Annotated in this window: 25 protein-coding genes; 12 read left to right on the top strand and 13 right to left on the bottom strand. The window is 69.3% G+C overall.

All coding sequences use genetic code 11. The features are described 5' to 3' along the window. Positions 1-158: 158 nt before the first annotated feature. From AB0D14_RS03455 to AB0D14_RS03445, 3 genes are all read right to left on the bottom strand, one after another. Positions 159-560, bottom strand: a complete 402-nt coding sequence (locus AB0D14_RS03455; RefSeq protein WP_362774053.1) for a DUF3037 domain-containing protein — start codon at positions 558-560, stop codon at positions 159-161. Further along, the gene (locus tag AB0D14_RS03450) at positions 557-1,429 is read right to left on the bottom strand and encodes a HipA family kinase (RefSeq protein WP_362774050.1); all 873 of its coding nucleotides are present in this window, start codon (positions 1,427-1,429) and stop codon (positions 557-559) included. Before AB0D14_RS03450 ends, AB0D14_RS03455 begins: the two co-directional genes overlap by 4 nt. A gap of 76 nt (positions 1,430-1,505) precedes the next feature. Continuing rightward, positions 1,506-1,676, bottom strand: a complete 171-nt coding sequence (locus AB0D14_RS03445; protein ID WP_362774047.1) for an integrase — start codon at positions 1,674-1,676, stop codon at positions 1,506-1,508. A gap of 30 nt (positions 1,677-1,706) precedes the next feature. Here AB0D14_RS03445 and AB0D14_RS03440 point away from each other — a divergent pair, with 30 nt between their 5' ends. Further along, a complete protein-coding gene (locus AB0D14_RS03440; RefSeq protein WP_362774044.1) occupies positions 1,707-2,315 on the top strand; it encodes a hypothetical protein in 609 nt (202 codons plus the stop codon). A gap of 195 nt (positions 2,316-2,510) precedes the next feature. Here the strand turns inward: AB0D14_RS03440 and AB0D14_RS03435 are convergent, their stop codons facing one another. The 3 genes from AB0D14_RS03435 to AB0D14_RS03425 are packed head-to-tail and all read right to left on the bottom strand — an operon-like array spanning position 2,511 to position 5,002. Further along, on the bottom strand, positions 2,511-3,287 hold the full coding sequence (locus AB0D14_RS03435) for an ABC transporter permease (RefSeq protein WP_362774041.1): 777 nt from the start codon (positions 3,285-3,287) through the stop codon (positions 2,511-2,513). Then, on the bottom strand, positions 3,284-4,300 hold the full coding sequence (locus AB0D14_RS03430) for an ATP-binding cassette domain-containing protein (protein ID WP_362774038.1): 1,017 nt from the start codon (positions 4,298-4,300) through the stop codon (positions 3,284-3,286). The genes AB0D14_RS03435 and AB0D14_RS03430 overlap by 4 nt, the downstream gene beginning before the upstream one ends. Before the next feature lie 30 nt (positions 4,301-4,330). Then, a complete protein-coding gene (locus AB0D14_RS03425) occupies positions 4,331-5,002 on the bottom strand; it encodes a DUF4097 family beta strand repeat-containing protein (RefSeq protein WP_362774035.1) in 672 nt (223 codons plus the stop codon). A gap of 261 nt (positions 5,003-5,263) precedes the next feature. Here AB0D14_RS03425 and AB0D14_RS03420 point away from each other — a divergent pair, with 261 nt between their 5' ends. Together AB0D14_RS03420 and AB0D14_RS03415 are read left to right on the top strand one after the other, a co-directional pair. Then, the gene (locus AB0D14_RS03420; protein ID WP_362774032.1) at positions 5,264-5,998 is read left to right on the top strand and encodes a helix-turn-helix domain-containing protein; all 735 of its coding nucleotides are present in this window, start codon (positions 5,264-5,266) and stop codon (positions 5,996-5,998) included. A 273-nt stretch (positions 5,999-6,271) separates the two neighbouring features. Further along, the gene (locus AB0D14_RS03415; RefSeq protein WP_362774029.1) at positions 6,272-6,721 is read left to right on the top strand and encodes a Rieske (2Fe-2S) protein; all 450 of its coding nucleotides are present in this window, start codon (positions 6,272-6,274) and stop codon (positions 6,719-6,721) included. Here AB0D14_RS03415 and AB0D14_RS03410 read toward each other — a convergent pair. After that, positions 6,708-7,358 carry a cysteine hydrolase gene (locus tag AB0D14_RS03410; RefSeq protein WP_362774027.1) on the bottom strand — a complete coding sequence of 217 codons (651 nt, stop codon included), beginning with the start codon at positions 7,356-7,358 and terminating at the stop codon, positions 6,708-6,710. The two genes, AB0D14_RS03415 and AB0D14_RS03410, sit on opposite strands and share 14 nt — an antisense overlap. Positions 7,359-7,572: 214 nt before the next feature. Between AB0D14_RS03410 and AB0D14_RS03405 the strand changes: the two genes are divergently transcribed. Further along, positions 7,573-8,040, top strand: a complete 468-nt coding sequence (locus AB0D14_RS03405; RefSeq protein WP_362774024.1) for a pyridoxamine 5'-phosphate oxidase family protein — start codon at positions 7,573-7,575, stop codon at positions 8,038-8,040. A 205-nt stretch (positions 8,041-8,245) separates the two neighbouring features. Here AB0D14_RS03405 and AB0D14_RS03400 read toward each other — a convergent pair whose 3' ends face one another. Further along, complete coding sequence (locus AB0D14_RS03400) at positions 8,246-9,148, bottom strand: LysR substrate-binding domain-containing protein (RefSeq protein WP_362774022.1); 903 nt, start codon at positions 9,146-9,148, stop codon at positions 8,246-8,248. Between the two features lie 74 nt (positions 9,149-9,222). Here AB0D14_RS03400 and AB0D14_RS03395 point away from each other — a divergent pair, with 74 nt between their 5' ends. Continuing rightward, positions 9,223-10,407 (top strand): DMT family transporter, encoded by a 1,185-nt coding sequence (locus AB0D14_RS03395; RefSeq protein WP_362774019.1) that lies wholly within the window; start codon positions 9,223-9,225, stop codon positions 10,405-10,407. Here the strand turns inward: AB0D14_RS03395 and AB0D14_RS03390 are convergent. Next, positions 10,398-11,729, bottom strand: coding sequence for an aminotransferase class I/II-fold pyridoxal phosphate-dependent enzyme (locus tag AB0D14_RS03390; protein WP_362774017.1), 1,332 nt, complete (start codon positions 11,727-11,729; stop codon positions 10,398-10,400). The genes AB0D14_RS03395 and AB0D14_RS03390 overlap by 10 nt on opposite strands. Positions 11,730-11,885: 156 nt before the next feature. Between AB0D14_RS03390 and AB0D14_RS03385 the strand changes: the two genes are divergently transcribed. Beyond that, entirely contained in the window at positions 11,886-12,563 is a 678-nt protein-coding gene (locus AB0D14_RS03385; RefSeq protein ID WP_362774014.1) for a pyridoxamine 5'-phosphate oxidase family protein, read from the top strand. On the opposite strand, the gene AB0D14_RS03380 is transcribed toward AB0D14_RS03385, so the two are convergent. Both AB0D14_RS03380 and AB0D14_RS03375 read right to left on the bottom strand, forming a co-directional pair. After that, positions 12,545-13,564: an EamA family transporter gene (locus AB0D14_RS03380; protein ID WP_362774011.1), complete on the bottom strand. Its 1,020-nt coding sequence runs from the start codon at positions 13,562-13,564 to the stop codon at positions 12,545-12,547. The two genes, AB0D14_RS03385 and AB0D14_RS03380, sit on opposite strands and share 19 nt — an antisense overlap. Positions 13,565-13,650: 86 nt before the next feature. Next, the gene (locus AB0D14_RS03375; protein ID WP_362774008.1) at positions 13,651-14,184 is read right to left on the bottom strand and encodes a Clp protease N-terminal domain-containing protein; all 534 of its coding nucleotides are present in this window, start codon (positions 14,182-14,184) and stop codon (positions 13,651-13,653) included. Positions 14,185-14,409: 225 nt separating this feature from the next. Here AB0D14_RS03375 and AB0D14_RS03370 point away from each other — a divergent pair, with 225 nt between their 5' ends. Then, positions 14,410-14,838 (top strand): SRPBCC family protein, encoded by a 429-nt coding sequence (locus tag AB0D14_RS03370; protein WP_362774006.1) that lies wholly within the window; start codon positions 14,410-14,412, stop codon positions 14,836-14,838. Positions 14,839-14,998: 160 nt separating this feature from the next. Here the strand turns inward: AB0D14_RS03370 and AB0D14_RS03365 are convergent, their stop codons facing one another. Then, complete coding sequence (locus AB0D14_RS03365) at positions 14,999-15,649, bottom strand: PadR family transcriptional regulator (RefSeq protein ID WP_362774003.1); 651 nt, start codon at positions 15,647-15,649, stop codon at positions 14,999-15,001. 213 nt (positions 15,650-15,862) lie between these two features. On the opposite strand from AB0D14_RS03365, the gene AB0D14_RS03360 reads away from it, so the two are divergent. The 4 genes from AB0D14_RS03360 (at position 15,863) to AB0D14_RS03345 (ending at position 18,504) form a co-directional block, all read left to right on the top strand. Then, a complete protein-coding gene (locus tag AB0D14_RS03360) occupies positions 15,863-16,276 on the top strand; it encodes a hypothetical protein (protein WP_362774001.1) in 414 nt (137 codons plus the stop codon). A 132-nt stretch (positions 16,277-16,408) separates the two neighbouring features. Then, complete coding sequence (locus AB0D14_RS03355; protein ID WP_362773998.1) at positions 16,409-16,837, top strand: VOC family protein; 429 nt, start codon at positions 16,409-16,411, stop codon at positions 16,835-16,837. Between the two features lie 116 nt (positions 16,838-16,953). Continuing rightward, the gene (locus AB0D14_RS03350; protein WP_362773996.1) at positions 16,954-17,589 is read left to right on the top strand and encodes a DUF6461 domain-containing protein; all 636 of its coding nucleotides are present in this window, start codon (positions 16,954-16,956) and stop codon (positions 17,587-17,589) included. Positions 17,590-17,685: 96 nt separating this feature from the next. Then, on the top strand, positions 17,686-18,504 hold the full coding sequence (locus tag AB0D14_RS03345) for a PhzF family phenazine biosynthesis protein (RefSeq protein WP_362773994.1): 819 nt from the start codon (positions 17,686-17,688) through the stop codon (positions 18,502-18,504). Positions 18,505-18,546: 42 nt separating this feature from the next. Here AB0D14_RS03345 and AB0D14_RS03340 read toward each other — a convergent pair whose 3' ends face one another. After that, entirely contained in the window at positions 18,547-19,341 is a 795-nt protein-coding gene (locus AB0D14_RS03340; RefSeq protein WP_362773991.1) for a type II CAAX endopeptidase family protein, read from the bottom strand. A 216-nt stretch (positions 19,342-19,557) separates the two neighbouring features. Here AB0D14_RS03340 and AB0D14_RS03335 point away from each other — a divergent pair, with 216 nt between their 5' ends. Beyond that, positions 19,558-21,321, top strand: coding sequence for a substrate-binding domain-containing protein (locus AB0D14_RS03335; RefSeq protein WP_362773988.1), 1,764 nt, complete (start codon positions 19,558-19,560; stop codon positions 21,319-21,321). The last annotated feature ends 74 nt before the right edge of the window (positions 21,322-21,395 follow it).

Below are 21,395 nucleotides of genomic sequence, written 5' to 3'. Positions count from 1 at the left end.
AGCCCTGGAACGGTACGCCCCTCTGGTGAGCGACCGCTTAGTACCTTCAGCAGACGAGACGCTAGAAGCCTTGGCACCCAGTGTCAACGGCAAGCCGCGCCCATGTGATCCATTACCCGGCCGGCACGTGATCCATCACCTGACCGGTAGATGATCCATTACTTGACCAGCAGGTCGAGCAGCCGCCCCGCCTCGGCCACGGGATCCGCCGTGAGACCGGTATGGACGGGCCCCGGCTGTACGACGGTGGAGCGGGGCGCGATCAGCCAGCGGAAGCGTCGCCCGGCGTCGTCGCCCGCGGCCTGTCCGGCCTCCGCACCCCCGGCGCAGACACCTTCGACGGCCCGCAGGGCCGCCAGCACGCCCGCCACGTCCGCCCCCGGGTCGAGAGCGCGCAGCTTGGTCTCGTCGAGGTGGGTGCGGGCGGCCACGAAGGATCGCGCGCGGCAGTACACGAGCACTCCGGCGTTGAAGCACTCCCCCCGTTCGACACGCGGCACGACGCGCAGCAGCGCGTACTCGTAGACGACGCGGCCGACCTGTCCCTCACGCCCGCTCACTTCACCTCCTCCTGAATATCCTTGACGCCCCGAACACCCCGAACGCCCTGGATGCTCTTTTTGCCCTTGCCCTTGCCCTTGCCCTTGCCCTTGCCCGCGCCCTTATCCTCATCCTTGCCCTGGATACAGATGCGCTCGTGGACGGTGGCGGCCCGGGCGAGGAGCGGCTCCGCGTACGCGCGCCGCAGGGCGTCGGCCGAGTCGAAGCCCGGCTCGCCCCTCAGCCACTCCTCGGGGATCGCGGCGGTCACCCCGGCGAGCAGTTCCTCCGTGACACGCGGGCCCAGCTCCTCGGCGGCGGCGGAGATGTCGGGGTCAAAAGGGGCGAGTGCGTGAGCGGAGGCGTCGTACGGCTTGGCCGCCGAAGCCTGGGCGCCGGGCCAGTTGTGGTGCCAGATCATGGTGGCACCGTGATCGATGAGCCACAGATCGCCGTCCCGGAACAGCATGTTGGGGTTCCGCCACGACCGGTCGACATTGTTGACCAGCGCGTCGAACCAGACGACTTTCCCGGCTTCTTCCGGGCTCACCCGGTGCGCGAGGGCGTCGAATCCGATCGCCCGGGTGAGGAAGGCCATCCCGAGGTTCAGCCCCCCGCTCGACTTGAGCAACTCCTGTACTTCATGGTCCGGTTCGCCGAGTCCGATGACCGGGTCGAGCCCGATCGTGACCAGCTCCGGTACACGCAGGCCCAGGCGACGGGCGAGTTCACCGCAGACGACCTCAGCGACGAGGGTCTTGCGCCCCTGTCCAGCGCCGGTGAACTTCATGACGTACGTACCGAGATCGTCGGCCTCGACGAGTCCCGGCAGCGAGCCGCCCTCACGCAGGGGCGTGATGTAGCGGGTCGCAGTGACCTCTTTCAGCATTTTCCAGGCAACCCGTCTATTCAGCCTTTGCGATCCACGGCCGGCTTTGGAGGGGCGTAGCAGCGGGAATCCCCCGTCAACCAAACAGTCCGTCGATGGCGGTGCGCCCCTTGCTTCCGGCATCCGGCATGAAGTGAGCATAGTAACCGAGGGTGATCGCGGGCGAGGAGCGCCCAAATCGCCACGCCGGGGTCACACCAAACTCTCCGGCCTCCAGCATGATCGAGACACAGGTGTGCCGCAGCACGTGCGGGGGTCCCTGAACTAGAGTGATCGTATGGATTCTCGGGGGAGCACACTCAAGCTCACAGCGGTATTGGCCCTGGTCGTACTCACTATGACCGGCTTCTCGTCGGGGCGGCACGGCCACAACAGAAGCAGCAGCGGTGGCGGGGGTTGCAGCAGCTCCAGCCAGAACCACGGCGGTTCGTCGACCAGTTCGGGATCGAGTTCGGGATCGAGTTCAGGATCGACTTCAGGGGGCAGTTCGTCGGGCGGGTACCGCGCTGATGACGACGACTCCACGTACGGCAGCAGCGGCGGGAGCGGTTACACCCGGCGCCCCGGCTATCGCTCCACACCCACCTCCTCCAGCACCGGTTCCGGCACGACGCTGAAGGCCGGCGCGGCGAAGCTGGTCAGCTGTGCGACCGCGGCCACCCCGTACGCGACGGTCGAGATCAAGAACCCGAACAAGCGCAAGGCCGGCTTCCAGGCCTGGGTCACCTTCTACGACGCCGAGGGCACCTTGCTCCTCAGGACCCAGTCCGACATGGTCACCGTGCCGGCGAAGGGCAAGGCAAAGACCGAGGTGAAGCTCGAGAAGCGCTTCCTGGCATCGGTCGACTTCTGCCAGGTCGACCAGCAGGTCGAGCCGGCGAACTGAGCGGTCGTCGAACGCCGCGTTCACGAGGAACTGGACGCAGCGGCCGGGCAGGACTGCATCGACGGCGGCACGGTGCGGCCAGGCCGCTGTGAGTCCCCACTCACGTGAAAGGGGCGGCGCACGACCGACGCGGTGTCGGTGTACGCCGCCCCGGGCGGGACGAGTGGCGGGAGATGACCTCCGCCGGCATGGCCGTTACCTGGGGTCGCGGTTGAACTGGGCTGTGGACCAGCGGTAGCCCAGGACGGTCAGGCCCAGGCACCAGGCCAGGGCGATCCACCCGTTGTTGCCGATCTCGCTGCCGAGGAGGAGTCCGCGCAGAGTTTCGATGGCGGGGGTGAAAGGCTGGTACTCGGCGATCGGCTGGAACCAGCCGGGCATGCTGTTCAGCGGGACGAAGGCGCTCGAGATGAGGGGCAGGAGGATCAGCGGCTGTGCGCTGTTGGCGGCCGCCTCGGCGTTCGGGCTGGCCATGCCCATGCCGACCGCGATCCAGGTGAGCGCGAGGGCGAACAGCATGATCAGTCCGAACGCCGCGAGCCACTCCAGGACACTGGCATCGGTGGAGCGGAAGCCCATGGCGGCGCCGACGGCGCCGACGAGGACGACGCTGATGGTGATCTGCAGGACGCTGCCGGCCACGTGGCCGAACAGTATGGAGCTGCGGTGGATCGCCATGGTGCGGAAGCGGGCGATGATGCCTTCGTTCATGTCGGTGGAGACCGAGACGGCGGTGCCGATGACGGTGGAGCCGATGGTCATCAGCAGGATGCCGGGCACGATGTAGGCGATGTAGGCGGAGCGGCCCGCGCCTCCGCTCATGGTGTCGCCGAAGATGTAGACGAACAGCAACAGCAGCATGACCGGGGTGAGCAGCAGGTTCAGGGTGAGCGACGGGTAGCGGCGGGCGTGCAGGAGGTTGCGGCGCAGCATCGTGGAGGAGTCGCGCACGGAGAGGGAGAGAGAGCTCATCGGACGGTCTCCTTGGACTGGTTCGGCTGGTTCGGCTGGGTGGGCACGGCGGTGGCGGCGGTGAGGGCGAAGAAGACGTCGTCGAGGTCAGGGGTGTGCACGGTCAGTTCGTCGGCCTCGATGCCGGCGGAGTCCAGCCGGTCGAGGATGGAGCGCAGGTCGCGCTGGCTGCCGTCGCTGGGGAGTTGGAGGGTGAGGGCCTCGTCCTGGCGGGTCGCCTCGGTGAGGGCGCCGGCTGCGTGCTGATAGTCGGCGGGGGCGGTGAAGCGAAGGCGGACGTGTCCGCCGGGGATGCGTCGCTTCAGCTCGTCGGCCGTCCCCTCGGCGGCGATCCTGCCGTCGTGGAGGACGGCGATGCGGTCGGCGAGTTCGTCGGCCTCTTCGAGGTACTGAGTGGTGAGGAAGACCGTCACCCCGTCGGTGACGAGCTCGCGGATGATCCCCCACATCGTGTGACGTGAGCGCGGGTCGAGGCCGGTGGTCGGCTCGTCGAGGAAGATGATCCGCGGGCTGCCGACCAGCGTCATGGCGATGTCGAGACGGCGCTTCATGCCTCCGGAATAGGTGGAGGCGGGCTTCTTCGCGGCCTCGGTGAGATCGAAGCGCTCCAGCAGCTCGGCGGTGACCCGCCGCCCTTCACCCTTGGGCAGGTGGTGCAGGTCCGCCATGAGGAACATGTTCTCCTCACCGGTGATCAGCCCGTCGACCGCGGAGAACTGCCCGGTGACACCGATCGCCGCGCGGGTGGCCTGCGCCTGGGTGGCGAGGTCGTGGCCGCCGACATGGATCCGCCCGGAGTCCGCGTCGGGCGAGATGAGGGTGGAGAGGATCTTTACGGCGGTGGTCTTGCCTGCGCCGTTCGGGCCGAGCAGGGAAAAGACCGTGCCTTCCGGGACGGTCAGGTCGACGCCGTCCAGGACGGTCTTGTCGCCGTAGGACTTGCGCAGCCCGTACGCCGCGATGGCCAAGTCGGTCGTGTCGGTCGTGTTGGTCTTGTCGGTCGTGTTGGTCATGAGGAGTGCTCCTTCAGAGGGCTGCGAGCCTCAGAGGCTGCGGGCGGTGATGTCACCCTGAGTGGTGGTCGCCTTGATGGTCAGGCCGGCGGCGGCACCGTCGGCGTTCTTCAGCGCGTTGCTGATCCGGCCGTGGCTGGTGCCGGCGTCCAGGACGGCGGAGACTCCCTGGGCGGCACCGACGGTGATGTCACCCTGCTGGGTGCTCAGCGTGAGCATGCCGCCCACGGCCTCGGTGATGTTCACGTTGCCCCGCTGGGTGCTGATCTCGCCGGGACCGTTCAGCCGGCCGACCGTGATGTGGGCGTCGAGGCCGGTGAGGCGGGCGCTTGCGGCCTCGTCGAGCTTGACCGAGCTGTGGCCGCCGTCGAAGGTGACATCGCCGAGACGTCCCACACCGCGGAACTCCGCGGCGGCGGCCTTCGCCTCGACATGGGAGCCGGCGGGCAGTTGGACGGTGACCTCGACGGATCCGGAGTTGCCGAGGATCCGGTTCTTCGCTTCCGGGGCCTGGATCCGCAGGACGCCGTCGGCGTAGGTGACTTCGGTCTGTTCGGCCGCCCTCACGTCGCGACTCCTGGCGGCGTTGGCCGGCCGGACCTCGACGGTGGTGTCGGTGCGGTCAGCGGCGATGAGCTGGATGCGTCCTGCGGGAATGTCGAGGACGGCCTGGACGGCGGCGGGGGTGTCGAACTTCTCCATGGTGCTCTCCTTCTCCGGTATCGCGTGCCCCTTCGGCCCGCTCTTTCCGATGAGGGAAACGCTACGTTGCATTCACTGATCTGACAACACGCTCGTTGCGTCTAGGGCCAATAACCGCAGGCGGGAGCACCGAAGTCGATGCAATGACCTGACGCGTAACGCAACGCTACGAACCAGAGTTCGTTGCAATGAATTAGGAGTGAACGCTATAGTCGGCACACCAGCCACCACAGGGCCACCCAGGCCACGAAGGAGACCGCGATGCCGGGAGGCAGGCTCACCCAGCAGGAACGCCAGCAGATCGCACTGGGACTGGCCGACGACCTCGCCTACGCCGAGATCGCGCGACGCCTGGACCGGCCGACCTCGACGGTCACGCGCGAGGTGATGCGCAACGGCGGTCCGACCGGTTACCGCGCCGAAGTGGCCCACCGCGCCACGGAACACCGCGCCCACCGGCGCAGGAAGGCAGAGCCCCGGGACTCACAGACACCCCCGCAGCCCTATGGACGCGACGCCGAAGCAGTGCGCGAGTACGAGGAGGTGTTCACCACCGTCATCATCGCTTCGGGCATGCCCACGATGATGTCCAGGGTGACGGCCTGCCTGATCCTCACCGACAGCGGCAGCCTCACCGCGGCCGAACTCGCCCAACGCCTCCAGGTCAGCCCGGCGGCCATCTCGAAGGCGATCGCGTTCCTCGAGAGCCAGGGCTTCGTCCGCCGGGAACGCGACGAAGGCCGACGCGAGCGGTACGTCGTCGACGACGACGTCTACTACCAGTCCATGATGGCCAGCGCCCGCTCCATCACCAAGGTCGTCGACACCGCACGGCAGGGCATCAGCGTCCTCCGCAGCGGCACTCCCGCCGCCACTCGCCTCGAAAACATCGCCCGCTTCCTCGACTTCGTCTCCGAAAGCACCGCCCGCGCCGCCGAACAGGCCCGCGAAATCCTCCACTCAAAGCCCGAAACAACCCCGGACACCACCACCTGAGCCACAGCCGGACCACCGTGTCGTACAGCCGTCTCCCGCCGGAAGGCGCGACACATCTGGTGACACAGGAAGGCGTGATAGACACCCTGCTCCGAATGGATCTCGATTTCATCAAGAAGTCATTGGATCTTCGGACCGCCTGAACCATGCGGGTGACGTGCCCGTACCTCTTGTCGGATCGACACGCCTCCCCGCAAACGCACATCCGCACATCTGCACGCCAGTACATCCGCACACCAGTACATCTGCACATCCGTGGAAGGGACCGCCACTATGTCCAGCGAATCGATTCAGCCCGCCCCGGCGCTCTGCCGTCGAACCCTCCTGGCGGGGCTGGGCGCGGCCGGTATCGCCGCCGCCCTGACCGCGTGCGGGGGCTCCGACGACAAGTCGGCCGGATCCGACTCCTCTGACGCCTCGTCCGGAGCCGCCGGTGGCGCGGAACTGGCCAAGACCGCCGACATCCCGGAGGGCGGCGGCAAGGTCTTCGCCGACCAGTCCGTGGTCGTCACCCAGCCGACGGCGGGCGAGTTCAAGGCCTTCTCGACCGTGTGCCCGCACCAGAAACAGCGGGTGAACAGCGTGGAGAACGGCATCATCACCTGCCCCGCCCACGGCAGCCAGTTCAGCGTCACGGACGGCGGCGTCAAGAAGGGACCCGCGACCAGCGGACTGACCGCCGCCAAGATCACGGTGACCGGCGACTCGATCACGCTCGCCTGACGGAGCGGGGCCGCTTGAGGCAGGCCAGCACGTCGTCCGTGGTGGTGATGGTGGCCACCAGGGCGAGCGTGTTGCGGATCATCGCAGGGGTGTAGTCCGAGGGCACGCCCGCGATGGCGTCCCGGGGGACCACGGCGGCGTATCCGCGGTTCACGGCGTCGAACACCGTGTTGGGTACGGCCACGTTGGCGGAGACACCGGTCACGACGAGCGTGCGGCAGCCCAGGTTGCGCAGCAGCGCGTCCACCTCGGTACCGGCAAGGGGCGAAAGGCCGTGCAGGCGGCGTACGACGAGGTCCTCCGCGGCGACCTCGACGGGCGGCGCGACACGGACCGCGGTACTGCCGGTCAGCTGCTGCACCGGCAGGCGTTCGGCCGCACGGAAGAGCCGGGCGTTGTGGTTCGCGCCGCGGCCGTCGGGGCGGCGCTCGGCGATCGCGTGCATCACCTGTACGCCGCTCTCGTGGGCCGCGGCCACAAGGCGGGCGACCCGGTCCAGCGCGCCCGACGCGCGGGCCTCCCGGGCGAGTTCCGGCAGCGCGCTGTCCGGGCCGACGACGCCCTCCTGACACTCGACGGTCAGCAGCACCGTGGTCGCGGGATCGAGGAGTTCCCTGAGCTCTTCGTACGACGGCATGACTTCTCCTGTCGCGAGCGGCGTCCCGGTCGGCCGGAACCGGGTCGCCCCGACCGGTGGTGGCGGGCGAGCGTAGCCACCATTGCGTACTGACGGAAGACAGCCCATGATTTCCTGACGCACCGTCAGGCTCGATGCCGCGGAAGAGTCATGGAAGAACGGTCATAGAAGATTTCGTCGTAGAAGTCCTGGAAGAAGCGAAGAGGGGACCCGTATGGCCGTCACTCAGCGCCGGGGCCGAAGAATCATGATGACGCCCGACGAGCTGGACAAGTTCCTGACCACCCAGCGCACCTGCCGCGTGGCGACCGTCTCCGCGGACGGTGCTCCGCATGTCAGCACCCTCTGGTTCACCTGGGACGGCAAGTCCCTCTGGCTGTATTCGATCACCCGCAGCAAGCGGTGGGCCGACCTGCGCCGCGATCCGCGGGTGGCCGTTGTCGTCGATACGGGCGAGGAGTACGGGGAGCTGCGGGGCGTCGAGGTGTCGGGCTCGGTCGAGTTCGTCGGCGAGGCGCCGCGCACCGGCGAGCCGTGCTCCGAACTCGACGCCGTGGAGCGGCTGTTCGCCCGCAAGAACTTCGGCCTGGAGGAGATGCCGCACGACGGCAGGCACGCCTGGATGCGGCTGACGCCGGAGGCGACGGCCTCGTGGGACTTCCGCAAGCTCGCCACGCTGTGACCGGAGAAGAGACGGCGGGAAGCCGGAGAGAAGCTGGAAAGAAGACGGTGGGGAGCCAGCGGAAAGTCGGAGAGTCGTCGGCGGGGAGCGGCAGGGGCTGACGGGGAGCCGATGAGTGGCGCGCCCCGCCTCGTCTCCCGCCCCCGGAACCGTCGGGCCGCCGGAACCGTTGGCCGGCCCGCACCGGTGAGCGCGGGCGCGTGTCTCACCCGAGCGCCGAGCCCGCCGTCCGCAGCGCATCCGCCACCGCCCTGATCGACGGGCGGCGGTCGGCGTCCGCACGCCACACGGCGTACACATGCCTGGAGACCCGGTGCCGCACCGGGACCGTCCGCACGCCGGCCGGCACCGGGCCGCGCCCGAGCCGGGGCGCGACGCACACACCGAGCCCCGCCGCGACCAGCGCGAGCTGTGTGTGGTGCTCCTCCGCGCGGTGGGCAATCACCGGCTCCATCCCCTTGCCCCGCAGGGTGAAGAGCAGCCACTCGTGGCAGAACTCGCCCTCCTCCCAGGCGATCCACTCGTCCTCGGCGAAGTCCTCGAGGTCCACCTCCGCGCGGTCCGCGTAGCGATGTCCCACGGGCATCGCCACGTCGGCGACGTCGTCGAGGAGCGAGGCCTTGACCAACCCCTCGGGCATGGGCAACGGCTTGTTGTACCAGTCGAGGACGACCGCCAGATCGATGTCGCCGCGCAGCACCCCGAAGACCCCTTCCTCCGGCTCCAACTCGCGTGAGCGGACACGCAGTCCGGGATGCTCGGCGCGCAACGCGGCCAGGGCGGCCGGGAACAGCCCGCGCGCCGCCGTGGGAAACGCGGACAGCCGCAGCTCCCCCACCACCTGTCCGCGCTGCGCCTCCAGGTCGGACTGGGCGAGTTCGACCTGGGACAGGATGCGCGCGGCGTGGTCGGCGAGCAGCTGCCCGGCGTCGGTGAGCCGCACCCCCCGCCCGTTCTTGGCGAGCAGCCGCTGGCCCACCTCCCGCTCCAGCTTGGCCATCTGCTGAGAGACCGCCGACGTCGTCACATGCAGTCCGTCGGCAGCGCCACTGACCGAGCCGTGACGGGCGAGGGCATCGAGAGTGCGCAGGCGCTCCAGGTTCAACATGTAAGCGATGCTACGAGATGCCTGACGAAAAGTCTCGCTTGTTCTACGAGATCGCTTCCGTCATCGTGAGCCGTATGAGCGCCCCGTCCGAGCCCCGTACTCCTCTCCCCGCCTCAGCCGACACCGTCGTACCCAACGCCTCTTCGGCGTCCCTACCGCGCTCCGCGTCCCGTCCCCGTACGACTCCGGCTCCGGCTCTGACTCCCCACCCTCCGGCAGCGACTCCGGCGCCGGCGCCGGCCCCGGCTCTCAACTGGCGCGTGCGCTTCGGCACCCTCTCCCTCGTCTGGGGTTTCAGCTTCCTGCTGATCAAGGTGGGGACGGACGGTTACGCACCCTTCCAAGTGACGTTCGGCCGACTGCTGTTCGGCACGCTGGTGCTCGCCGCAGCGATGGTCTGGAAGCGTGAGCGCCTGCCGCGCGGCGCCCGCACGTGGGGGCATCTGGCGGTCGCGGCCCTCCTGATCAACGCGCTGCCGTTCTCCCTGTTCGCGTACTCCGAGCTGACGATCCCGTCCACCCTGGCGGGGATCTGCAACGCGACCTCACCCCTGTGGGGCATGGCCCTGTCGATGGTCGCCCTGTCCGAGGACCGGCCCACCCGCCGCCGTGTCGCCGGCCTCGGCATCGGATTCCTCGGCGTACTGACGGTGCTCGGCGCCTGGCAGGGCTTCCACGGTCTGGACGCCGCCGGCACCACGATGGCCCTGCTTGCCTCGCTCAGTTATCCGATCGGCTGGATCTACGTCCGCCGCACGCTGGCCGGCTCCAGCCACTCCAACCTGTCGCTGGCCGGCGCCCAGCTGTTGCTCGCGACGGTGCAACTGGCCGTCGTCACTCCACTGTTCACCGCGACGCCGAACCACTTCGCGCTGATACCGCTGCTCGCGGTGATCGCGCTGGGCACCCTCGGCACGGGCCTCGCCGTCCTCGTCCAGTACGGCCTGGTCGCCGAGGTCGGGCCGACGACGGCCCAGATGGTCACGTACTTCATCCCGGTCATCGCCACCGCCGCGGGTGTCGCCATCCTCGGCGAATCACTGACCTGGTCGACGCCGGTGGGTGCCGTCATCGTGCTGGCGGGCGCGGCGCTCACCCAGTCCAGGCCCTCCGGCTCCAGGCCCTCCGGCTCCAGGATCCCGTCGCCGCGGTCCGGGAAGACGGGAAGCCCGCAAGACAGCGGCCCAGGGAGCCCGGGGCAGCCGGGGCAGCCAGGGCAGCCCGTGAATCCGGTGAAGCCTTCGCCGGATCAGACGTAACGCCGAGCGGGCGCGGGTCCCACGGCCGAGGCGATCGCCTCGGCCACCCTCCCCGCCTCGCCCGGATCGAGCGTCGACACGGTGATCCGCAGTCCGGGCGGCGCGCTCATCCGGAAGCGGGCCCCCGGCGCCACGGCCCAGCCGGAGTGCAGCAGCCGCGCGACGGCGCCGGTCTCGTCCGGGACGGGAACCCACACGTTCATACCGCTGCGTCCGTACGCCTCGATGCCACGCTCCGCGAGCGCGGCGATCAGCGCGTCCCGGCGCCGCCCATACGCCGACGAGACGGCCCGGGTGTCCACGGCGCCGCTCGACCACAGCCGCACCACGGCCCGTTGCAGCACCCGGCTCACCCAGCCCGGCCCCAACCGTTGCCGCCCCTGGACGCGGTCCATGGTGACGTCGTCGCCGGTGAGCACCGCCAGTCGCAGATCGGGCCCGTACGCCTTGGCGACCGAGCGCACGAACGCCCAGTGCCGGGTCACGCCGGCCAGTGGATGCAGGGGCAGGTCGACGATGCGATGCCCGTGGTCGTCCTCGACGAGCAGGGTCTCCGGATACTCCCCCAGCACGGCGCGCAGGGCACGCGCGCGCGAGGCGCTCACCGCGGCGCCGGTCGGGTTCTGCGCGCGGTCGGTGACGACCAGGGCCCGCGCCCCGGCTTCCAGGGCAGCTCGCACGTCGGCGGCCAGCGGCCCGTCGGCGTCGACGCCGACGGGAACGGCCCGCAGTCCGAGGGCCGGAACCAGGTCGAGCACGCTGTGCCACCCGGGATCCTCCACGGCGACCGCGTCCCCGGGCCTGAGATGGACGGCCAGTACCCGCTCGACGGCATCGAGTGACCCCGAGGTGACGACGACCGGCCCGTCCGGCACTTCGTCCGCGTCCAGGTCCGCGCGCGCGAGCCGCGCCAGGTCCGGCTCCACGGCAGCCGCTCCATAGAGCGTCGGTTCGCGGTCGGCGAGTTCCGCGGCCGCCGTCAGCGCGTCGACGAGCGAGGGCAGCAGGGCCGGGTCCGGATTGCCGTCGGACAGGTTCCGCACCCCGGTCGGCACATCCAGTCGGGACAGCTCGCGAGCGGTCGTCACCGGCTTGGAGCGGACCCGGCTGCCACGCCGGCCCTCGGTCTCGATGACCCCGCGTTCACGCAGTGTGCGATAGGCGGCCGCGACGGTATTGGGATTCACCTCCAGCCGCGATGCCAACTCCCGCATCGGCGGCAGCAGTTGGCCGGGCTCCAGCTCTCCCGAACCCACCGCACGCTCGACACTGGCCGCAATCTCGGCTGCGCGCCTGCCCTCGATCCGATACTCTCCTAGCACAAAGCAGAGTATGCACTAGTGCAATATGCCACGCAAGGTGAACGCGCGGTGAGAACACGATGCGCGCGAGCGCACCGCGTGTCCGCGCGTTCCGCTGTCCCGCATATCCCGCATGTCCCGTGCGTACGTATGACGACGCTGACCTGGAGAGCACCAATGACGGAGACGGCCGCCCCGCGCCCCGACACCTACACCCCGACCGACCGCACCGTCCCCACCCGCTCCCGGGAGCGTGCCGCGTACGACCACGAGATGGTGCACTCGATCCTCGACGAGGGGTACGTCTGCCATCTCGGGTTCGTCCGTGACGGAGCGCCGGTCGTGCTGCCCACGCTGTACGGGCGGGTCGGCGAGCGGCTCTACGTGCACGGCTCGACGGGTTCGCGCCCGCTGCGCATGGCGGGTCAGACCGACCCGGGTCTACCCGTCTGCCTCACGGTCACGCACGTCGACGGGCTGGTGCTGGCCCGCTCGGCGTTCCACCACTCGCTCAACTACCGCTCGGTCGTGGTGCACGGCGTGGCCTGCCAGGTGACGGACCCGGACGAGAAGCGGGAGGCCCTCGACGCTCTGGTCGACCAGGTGGTGCCCGGTCGCTCGGACGACTCGCGGCCCGCCAACGCCAAGGAGCTGGCCGCCACAGCCGTACTGCGGCTGAACCTCGACGAGGTGTCGGCCAAGCTGCGCACCGGCGGCCCGAACGACGAGCCCGAGGACCTCGGCCTGCCTCATTGGACCGGAGTCCTCCCTGTCCGCACGAGCCACGGAACGCCCCTGCCCGCCGACGATCTGGCTCCGGGTATCGAGGTCCCCGACTACCTGACGACCCTCTGACGCTCGCCCGGGATTCGAGGCCCGCCGGTGTTCGCCGCGCCACGTGCCACCGGCGCCTGCGAAGCCCTGGCGGGCGTGGACGTCTGCGCGATGAAGGCGCCGCACAGCACCACCGTTCCGCCGATGATCTGGGGCGCCGAAAGGTGCTCCCCCAGCAGGACCCAGGCGAGCACGGTCGCGATGACCGCCTCCAGGCACGCCACGACTCCGGCCACCTGGGGCGAGAGCCTGCGCACCGCCAGGACCCCGGTCCCGTAGGCGAGGACGGTCGCGATCAGCACGATCCAGCCCAGCAGCAGCGAGGCGGCGACGGAGGTCCGGTCCATGTCCACGCTCCCACCGAGGACCGACCAGTCCATGCCCCACGGCCGTGCCACGACCGTCAGGACGAGTGCGCCGACGAGCAGCCCGTACGCGATGACGCCGAGCGGGGCCGGCGCCCGCTCTTCCGCGTCGCCGCCCTGGTCGGACAGGACGAAGTAGCCGACCTGGCAGCATGCGGCGCCGAGCGCGAGCAGCAGTCCGAGGGCGTCGAAGCTCAGCCCCGCCCATACCTCGACGACACAGGCGAGACCGCCGACGGCGAGAACGACGCCGAGGGCCGCGGCACGCGTGACGGGCCGGCGCTGCACGAACCGCACCCACCCGAGGACCAGCGCCGGCGCCAGGTACTCGACGAGCAGCGCGACCCCGACGGGTATGCGGGAGATCGAGGCGAAGTAGCAGGCCTGGACGCCTGCCACGGCCAGCAGTCCGAAACCGGCGAGCAGCAAGGGACGCTCGCGCACCAGATTCCGGTGACGCACGGCCAACGGCAGCATGACCAGTGCGGCGCCCGCGACGCGCAGCCACACCACGTGCAGGGGCTCCAGACCCGCCTCGATCAACGGCTTGGCGGCGACGCCGGATCCTCCGAAGGCGACCGCCGACCCGAGCGCGAGCCCCAGCCCGACGCCTCTCCCCCGGTGGTCCTGACTGCTCATCGACGTATGCACCGGCACATGATGGCAGGCGACGACATGAGCGTCACTCCCGTTGACACCTGTCTCAATGCCTGGACGTGCCCAGCCCGATTCCGGCGAGCGCGTCAGGCCCCGATACCCCGCTCCGCCGCGCCGTCCAGGCGTACCAGCAGCTCCCGCGCATCGACCCCCGCGCGGGTCAGCACCTCGACGGCCCGCGACTCGGGTTCGGTGACGAGCGCGGCGAGCAGGTCGACGCCTTCCGCGAGCCGGTCACCCCGCCGGGTGGCTCGTACGTACGCGGCCGCCAGGGCGCCGGCCGCCACCGGCGACCACTCACCCCCGGTCAGCGTCGGCACGGCACCGGAGTCCTCGACGGAGTTCTGCCAGCGGAGCCCGTATCCGATGCTGCGCTGGACGAGATAGCCGAGCAGCCGCGCGAGCTGCGGGCCGCTGTCGAAGGCCTCTCGCACATCGGGGTCCGACTCCAGGAGCGTATGCAGCAGATGAGCCGTGTCGATCTGCCGGTCCCCGTCCCGCAGTGCCCTTCTGCGCGCACCGACTACGACTGCTGCCAGTTCCGCGCTGAGACGGACCTCGACGTCCAGGCCGGTCCGGCCGCGCTCGGCGGCCTGCTGATGGGGGATACGGTCTTGCACACCCCTCACCCCATCACTCCCCTCTCGTCCGGTCATCCCCGCTGGGAAGCATTCTCGCGTCCCACACAGGGTGGGCCCCGATGTCCGGCTCCTCCTCCTTACGGATGAGATCCCCGCACTTCCTGACAGTTCATCAGTATTGAATGTTCAAGCCTCTACGGCTACGTTCCGCGACACCGTAGCCAGCTGCGCCTGGCGCAGCGCCCGAGACAAAGGGGTGGCCGCATGGCCGAAGTCAGCGCGGAAGCACGGATCGAGGCGCCTGCCGAGAAGGTCTGGGCGCAGCTCACGGACTTCTCCTCGTACGGCGAGTGGAACTCCACCCACACCAGTTTCCCGAAGGGCGGCCCCGAGAACTTCGAAGTCGGCGGCACCTTCGAGGAGAACATGAAGCTCATGGGTTTCCCCGCCGAGGTCAACTGGACCATCGAGGAACTGGAGACGGCTCGCACGCTCGCGATCCGAGGCAAGGGGCCGATGTCCGTGACCGTCGCCACGCGCTACACGCTGGTTCCCGAGGGAGGAGCCACCACAGTCCGTATCGACGGCGAGTTCACCGGTGCCGCCGTATCGCTGATGGCGGGCAAACTGAAGGACTCGGCGACGGCGGCACTCAACGAGTCCCTGCGCAAACTGGGCGGGTTGGTCGCCTAGAGAACCCCTCCACCCATGACCACCTCTGAACACTGCCGCCCCACACAGTCACACAGACACACGGGCACGCAGACACACGGGCACACGCAATGGACACAATGGGGGGTACTTCGAAGTCGAAGTACCCCCCATGTCACAGCTTGTTCAGCCGGATGAGCCATCAGTCCTCGTCCGCGAGGATCAGATACAGCTTCTTGCGTGTTTCGTTGATGAGGGACAGCGCCTTCTCACGCTGCTCCTTGTCGCCGGTCTTCCAGACCTGCCCGAACGCCTCCATCAGACCGAAGCCGGCCTGCCGGATGTCGCTCAGCGCCTCCCAGTCGACTCCTCGCCCCGCATCCTCCCAGGGCGCTTCCGCACCCTCGGCGGCCGCGACGCGACCCGCTTCGGTCAGCGAGAACAGCTTCTTGCCGCCCTCGGTCGCACTGCTGATCAGACCTTCGTCCTCCAGCAGCTGAAGGGTGGGGTACACCGAGCCCGGACTGGGCTTCCACGCCCCGCCGCTGCGTTCGACGATCTCCTGGATCATCTCGTAGCCGTGCATGGGCCGGTCCTTGAGCAGGGCCAGGATCGAGGCGCGTACGTCACCGCGCCGCGCCCTGCCACGCGGTCCGCCCCGGCCTCCACGCCCGCCCCAGGGGCCCGGACCGAAGCCGGGACCACCGAAACCGGGCCCGAAGGGACCGAAAGCCGCGCGCAGCCCCTCGAAGGCACCCCTGTCGGGACCGCCGGGGCCACCCCGGCCATGCCCTCGACCACGTCCATGACCGGGGCCGAAGCCCGGTCCGTATTCCTCTCCATGGGAACGCATCGCAATCACTCCATTCCATCGTTGATCTGTCGCGATGCGTCAACGATATATCGGAATAGCTCGCCTGGCAAGGCTCTACCGATACAGGCAGCTGTCCTGTCTCGTCGGACCTTCACCGGTCTCGCCGAAGTGTGACGACCGACCTGTCCGGTTCATCGGGGTTTGATCATCGCTGGGGCTGCCCCAGGGGCCGGGCCGCGTATCCTCGGCCTTGTGCCTCGCCATGCGAAGAAGCCCCGCCGGCTGGTTGCCGACGGGCGCGTGTACATGTGGGCGATGCGCCACAGTCACCGAACGGACCACGACGGTCGGCCCGAGAGCTGCCGCCAGACCCTCACCCTGTCTCCGCAGCCGGCCGGCACCGGCGGCCGGCTGCGCATTGTCTTCGCCGGCGGGCCCGGCCGTTACGTCCCGGGCGGGGCCCCCTTCGGCTCCGGAGACGTGGGCTTCATCCAGGGCGCAGACCTGAATCTGCACGAGCCGGGCGCCGTCCGGGCCCTGCTCGACGTGGCGCTGGCCCGTGGGTGGCAGCCGAGGGAGCGGCAGACGGTGGAGGTCGACGGCTGGCTTCTGCTGGAGGCGGCAGCCGCCGCGCGAGCCGGGGACGCCGGCCCCGAGGGCCCGTAGAGGGTGACTCCTCTCAGCCTGCGATCCGGTCCGCGCTGCTCATGTCACGCGAGACCTCGACCGCACGGCGAGGAAACCCTGCGATCCCGGTGTAGATCCCGGTGTAACAGAGCGCGCCCATACGGTGGACCGATGACGTCGACCAAGAAGTTCCAAGTCACCTTCGACTGCGCAGAACCCGAGCGCCTCGCTCGTTTCTGGTGCGAGGTGTTGGGGTACGTCGTCCCGCCGCCGCCGGAGGGGTTTGACACGTGGGACGACTTCAAGCGCTCGCAGCCACCTGAGGAGTGGGAATCATGGTTCGCCTGCAGTGATCCCTCAGGTGTCGGCCCGCGACTGTACTTCCAGCGCGTCCCCGAAGGGAAAGCCGCCAAGAACCGGCTGCATCTCGACGTGCGGGTCGGCACCGGACTCGTGGGTGAAGAGCGCCTGGCCGCACTTGAGGCCGAGTGCGCACGACTGGTCCCGCTCGGCGCGGTACACGTACAAACGCTGTATGACGGCAACGACTCCTGCATCCCGATGCAGGACATCGAGGGCAACGAGTTCTGTGTCGACTGAGGGGCCGCCAACGTGCCCTTGTTCCGCCCCCATGGACCAGGACGAAGAACCGCCCCGTACGGGCACTGGACCTGAGTATCAGCATCAATGTCAGTGGCGGCTGTCATGCTGCGCCCATGACGGACACGACTACCGCCGCCGACTATGCGTGGATCCGAGAGCGCGACCAGTACGAGACGTACTGCGTCACGCTCGTCCAAGGGCTCGCCCCTGAGGAGTTGCTCCAGACCCTGGGAGTCGAGTCCGGAACGCGGATCACCGGCGTGGACGGGCTGATCAAGCCGTCACAGGACGCGGTGCTCGAACATCACCGGGAGTTCGCGGGGGCCACTTCTCTTGGTGGTTGGTCACTGATGTTCGAGCCCGACGGCTTTCTGGGTGCCACGGATGAGGTCATGCTCCCTCTCTCGCGCGGGCGCACGGTGGTCACGAACCACAACGCCATCGCTGGGGCGTGCCGCTTCTGCTGGTATCGCGACGGCGCCGTACTCCTGGATCTCGACCAGGCCTATCCCGACGACCGCACCGGCAGCCGGCCGGATGAGCTCCTCACCGAGATGCGGGAATCCGGCTTCGATCTCAGCGGCACCGACGACCTGGACATCGGCAACCAGTTCCTCGCCGCCTTCGCCCTCGCCCACCGCATCACGGGCGTGCATCTGACGCCTGAGCTCTTCGCGTCCGCAGAGTTCATCGGCGGCCTCGGGCCCCGGTTGCCTTCTTTCTCCGTGCCGGGTCGTGCGGAGCCGTAGCCGAACCACTGCCGGTGACGGCGCTCCCCACCACCGGTCCACCTACCGCGAATTGGCCTTGGCCGGTGCCTCTGATCACCGGTTAGCGTCTGGCGCATGCGAATTCGTATCGTCGACGCCTTCACCGACCGCCCCTTCGCCGGCAATCCGGCCGGGGTCCTCCTGCTCGACGCCTCGACGTCCTTCCCGGACGACGCCTGGCTGCAGAACGTGGCCCTGGAGGTCAACCACGCCGAGACGGCGTTCGCCCATCCCCTCCCGGAGGGCGGCGAGGCCGACTGGGCGCTCCGCTGGTTCACCCCTGCCGCCGAGGTCGCGATGTGCGGCCACGCGACACTCGCCACCGCACACGTACTGGCCACCACAGGGGCCGCACGAGGCACCGTGCGGTTCGCGACGAGGAGCGGCGTGCTCATCGCGACGACGCTCGACGACGGCTCCATCACACTGGATTTCCCGACCGCCCCGCTCACCGAGGTCGAGATCCCGCCGGGCCTCGCCGACGCCCTGGGCGCCGAACCCCTCACCGCACTCGACACCGGCCCGAACATCGGGGACCTGCTCGTCGAACTCTCCGACGAGAAAAAGGTCCTCGCCCTGACACCCGACCTCGTGTCCCTGGGCCGCTGCTCCGAGCGCGGCATCATCGCCACGGCCCCCGCCGAAGATCCATCCCGGGGTTACGACTTCGTCTCCCGCTGCTTCTTCCCGAACATCGGCATCGACGAGGACCCGGTCACCGGCAGCGCCCACACGGCCCTCGCGCCGTTCTGGTCCGGCCGCCTCGGCCGTACCCGGCTCACCGGCCTCCAGGCCTCGTCCCGTTCCGGGCGGGTCCGCACCGAGCTTCGCGGCGACCGCACCCTGATCTCCGGCCGCGCGGTCACCGTGATCGAGGGTGACCTGCTCGCGTGAGCGGCGCGAACCGACCACTCACGCGGGTGGTCACACGCGGGGTCACGCGGTGGGCAGCCACCCCACCTTCCCCGCCAGCAGCGCGTATCCCACGAACGCCCCGATGTCGAGGAGCGAGTGGGCGACCACCAGCGGCCCGATCCGACCCCACCGGCGGTACAGGTAGACGAAGACCACGCCCATCACCATGTTCCCGATGAACCCGCCGATGCCCTGGTAGAGGTGGTACGAGCCCCGCAGCACCGAGCTGGCCACCAGGGCCGTGACCGGCGTCCAGCCCAACTGGCCGAGGCGGCGCAGCAGATACCCGACGACGATGACCTCCTCCAGGACCGAGTTCTGGATCGCGGAGAGGATCAGCACCGGGTACTTCCACCACACCTCGGGCAGTGCCTCCGGCACCACGGTGAGGTTGAAGCCGAACCCGCGGGCCGCCAGGTAGAAGGCGATGCCCGAGCTGCCGATGACCGCGGCGATCCCCGCTCCACGGGCGAGATCGGGCCAGGGCCGTGTGCGGTCGAACCCGAGTGTGCGCAGCCCCTCGCCCTCGCGGAGCAGGAAGTGCGCGACGAGCACGACCGGCACCAGCGCGGACGCCATGCCGAACAACTGCCATGCCAGATCGAGCCATGGACGGCCCGGGGCGGCCGAGGCGTTGAGCGTGGCCGCCTGGTCCTTCAGGCCCCCCGGTCTGGTGACCGAGCCGACAAAGCTGATCAGTGCGGAGACCCCGCTCGCCCCGAGCGAGACGCCCAGCACGAGCAGCGTCTCGTCACGGAGGATCCGCCGCGCGGGCCGTTCCTCGGAAAAAGAACCAGCGGTCGGCCCCTGCCCCACGTGCACTCCTGCCTCCAGTTGCGTAATCCCGCCTCATCCCCATCTTCGCCCCGCTAGGGTCTCGAATGAACTTGCGAAGATCGTGCGCGACAGGCCGTCGGGGGACGGACACCATGGGGGGCGCACTCCCTTTGTGCCGTGCCGTGCCATCCAGCCATTTCACGGCTTCAACGACTTCAACGGCTCCGGGCTCGATCAGGGAGGGGCACCACCGCCATGGGACGTCACAGCTTGCCCGACGGGCTGCGCAGGGGCGGCGCCGCCCCCCGGCCACGCACGCGGCGCCGCAACGTGGCACTCGCGACGGCCCTGGTACTCGCCGCCGGCACCGTGGCCGCGGTCGACGGTGGCCTGCTCTCCTTCGGCTCGTCCTGCTGGGACGACGTCGTACGGCTGAGGATCGCCGCCGCTCCCGGCATCGCACCCGCGCTCAAGGACGCGGCCGACTACGCCCGGGACAACGACGTGACTTCCGACGGCAGCTGCCTCGACGTGCGCGTGACCGCCCGGGACACGTACAAGGTCACGGATGCCCTGCGGTCGAAGCAGAAGGGTGCGACCGACTTCGAGGCATGGGTACCGGACTCGGGCGTGTGGGTGAACCAGGTGCTGGCGGACAACCAGTCGATCAGCGTGACACCGGCGGGCAATGTCGCCTCGTCCCCCATCGGTGTCGCCATGATCCCGACGGCCGCGAAGTCCCTCGGCTGGCCCAGGAAAACGTACTCCTGGACCGAGCTGGCGGGTGCGACCATGACGAGCGAGAGCCTGAAACTCGGGGCGGGCGACCCTTCGCGCAGCGCCACGGGCTTGCTCGCGCTGACCCAACTCGCCCAGACGGCAGGCAAGTCGAAGGGCGGCGACACCCTTGCGGCGGCCACGGCGAAGGCCCTCTCGCAGCGCACCTCCGACAGCGACGGCCAGGTCCTGGACACCCTGCCGCGCGACCTGTCCGGCACCGAGCAGGGCAACCCGAAGCGCAACCAGGCACTGATCCTCTCCGAGCAGGAAACGTTCGCGTACAACGCGTCGGCGGACAGCGGCGACGATCTCGACCTCTTCTACCCGAAGGACGGTGCGCCCCGGCTCGACCATCCGTTCGCGCTGGTCGACGAGCCCAGCCTGACCACGGACGAGAGCCGGGCAGCGCTGCGGTTCATGACTCTCCTCGGCGAGCCCGACGGGCGCAGGATCCTGGAGAAGCACGGCTTCCGTACGGACGAGGACGACATCCCGGCCGATCTGGTCGCCGGAGCTGGCGGCCGCGCCCCCCAGCCCTACGAGGAAGTGCCGGAGAAGCCGGCCACGGACAAGGAGGTCGAGGAAGCCCTCGGCCTGTGGACGATCACGGTGCAGAGCGCCCGTCTCACCACGGTCGTCGACGCCTCGTCGTCCATGTCGGACCCGGTGCCGGGCACCAGCGAGTCCCGTATGGACGTGACCAAGGCGGCACTGCTGCAGGCCCTGGCCACCTTCACGCCGGAGGACGAGATCGGGCTGTGGAAGTTCGCCACGAAGCTCGACGGCAAGCGCGACTACCGCGTCCTCGTACCGACCGACCGGCTCGGCGACCAGGTGGGCGGCAGCAGCCAGCGGGAACGGCTGTCGGCGGCCTTCAGCGACCTCAAGCCGGTCCGCAACGGCTCGACCGGCCTGTACGACACCACACTGGCCGCGTACAAGGCGGTGACGGCCTCCTACGCCAAGGGCAAGTTCAACGCACTGGTGCTGCTCACCGACGGCGTGAACAAAGATCCCGGGAGCATCTCGCGCTCTGGCCTGATAGCCGAACTCCGCAAGCTCACCGACCCCGAGCATCCCGTACCCCTCATCGCGATCGCCGTGGGCCCGGACGCCGACAAGAACGAGCTGAACGCGATCGCCGAGGCGACCGGCGGCTCAGGACAACTGGTCACCGACCCGTCCCAGATCCACTCGGTGATCCTCAAGGCTGTCGTGAAAGCGGGCAACAGAAGCTGATCCCTTCTTGCCGATCCCTTCCCGCCGGCCCCTTCCCACCGGCCCGTTCCTGCTGCTCCCTTCCTGCTGCTCCG

Source organism: Streptomyces sp. NPDC048484 (assembly GCF_040651415.1).
Lineage (GTDB): Bacteria > Actinomycetota > Actinomycetes > Streptomycetales > Streptomycetaceae > Streptomyces.
This window is presented reverse-complemented; position numbering and strand designations above follow the sequence as displayed.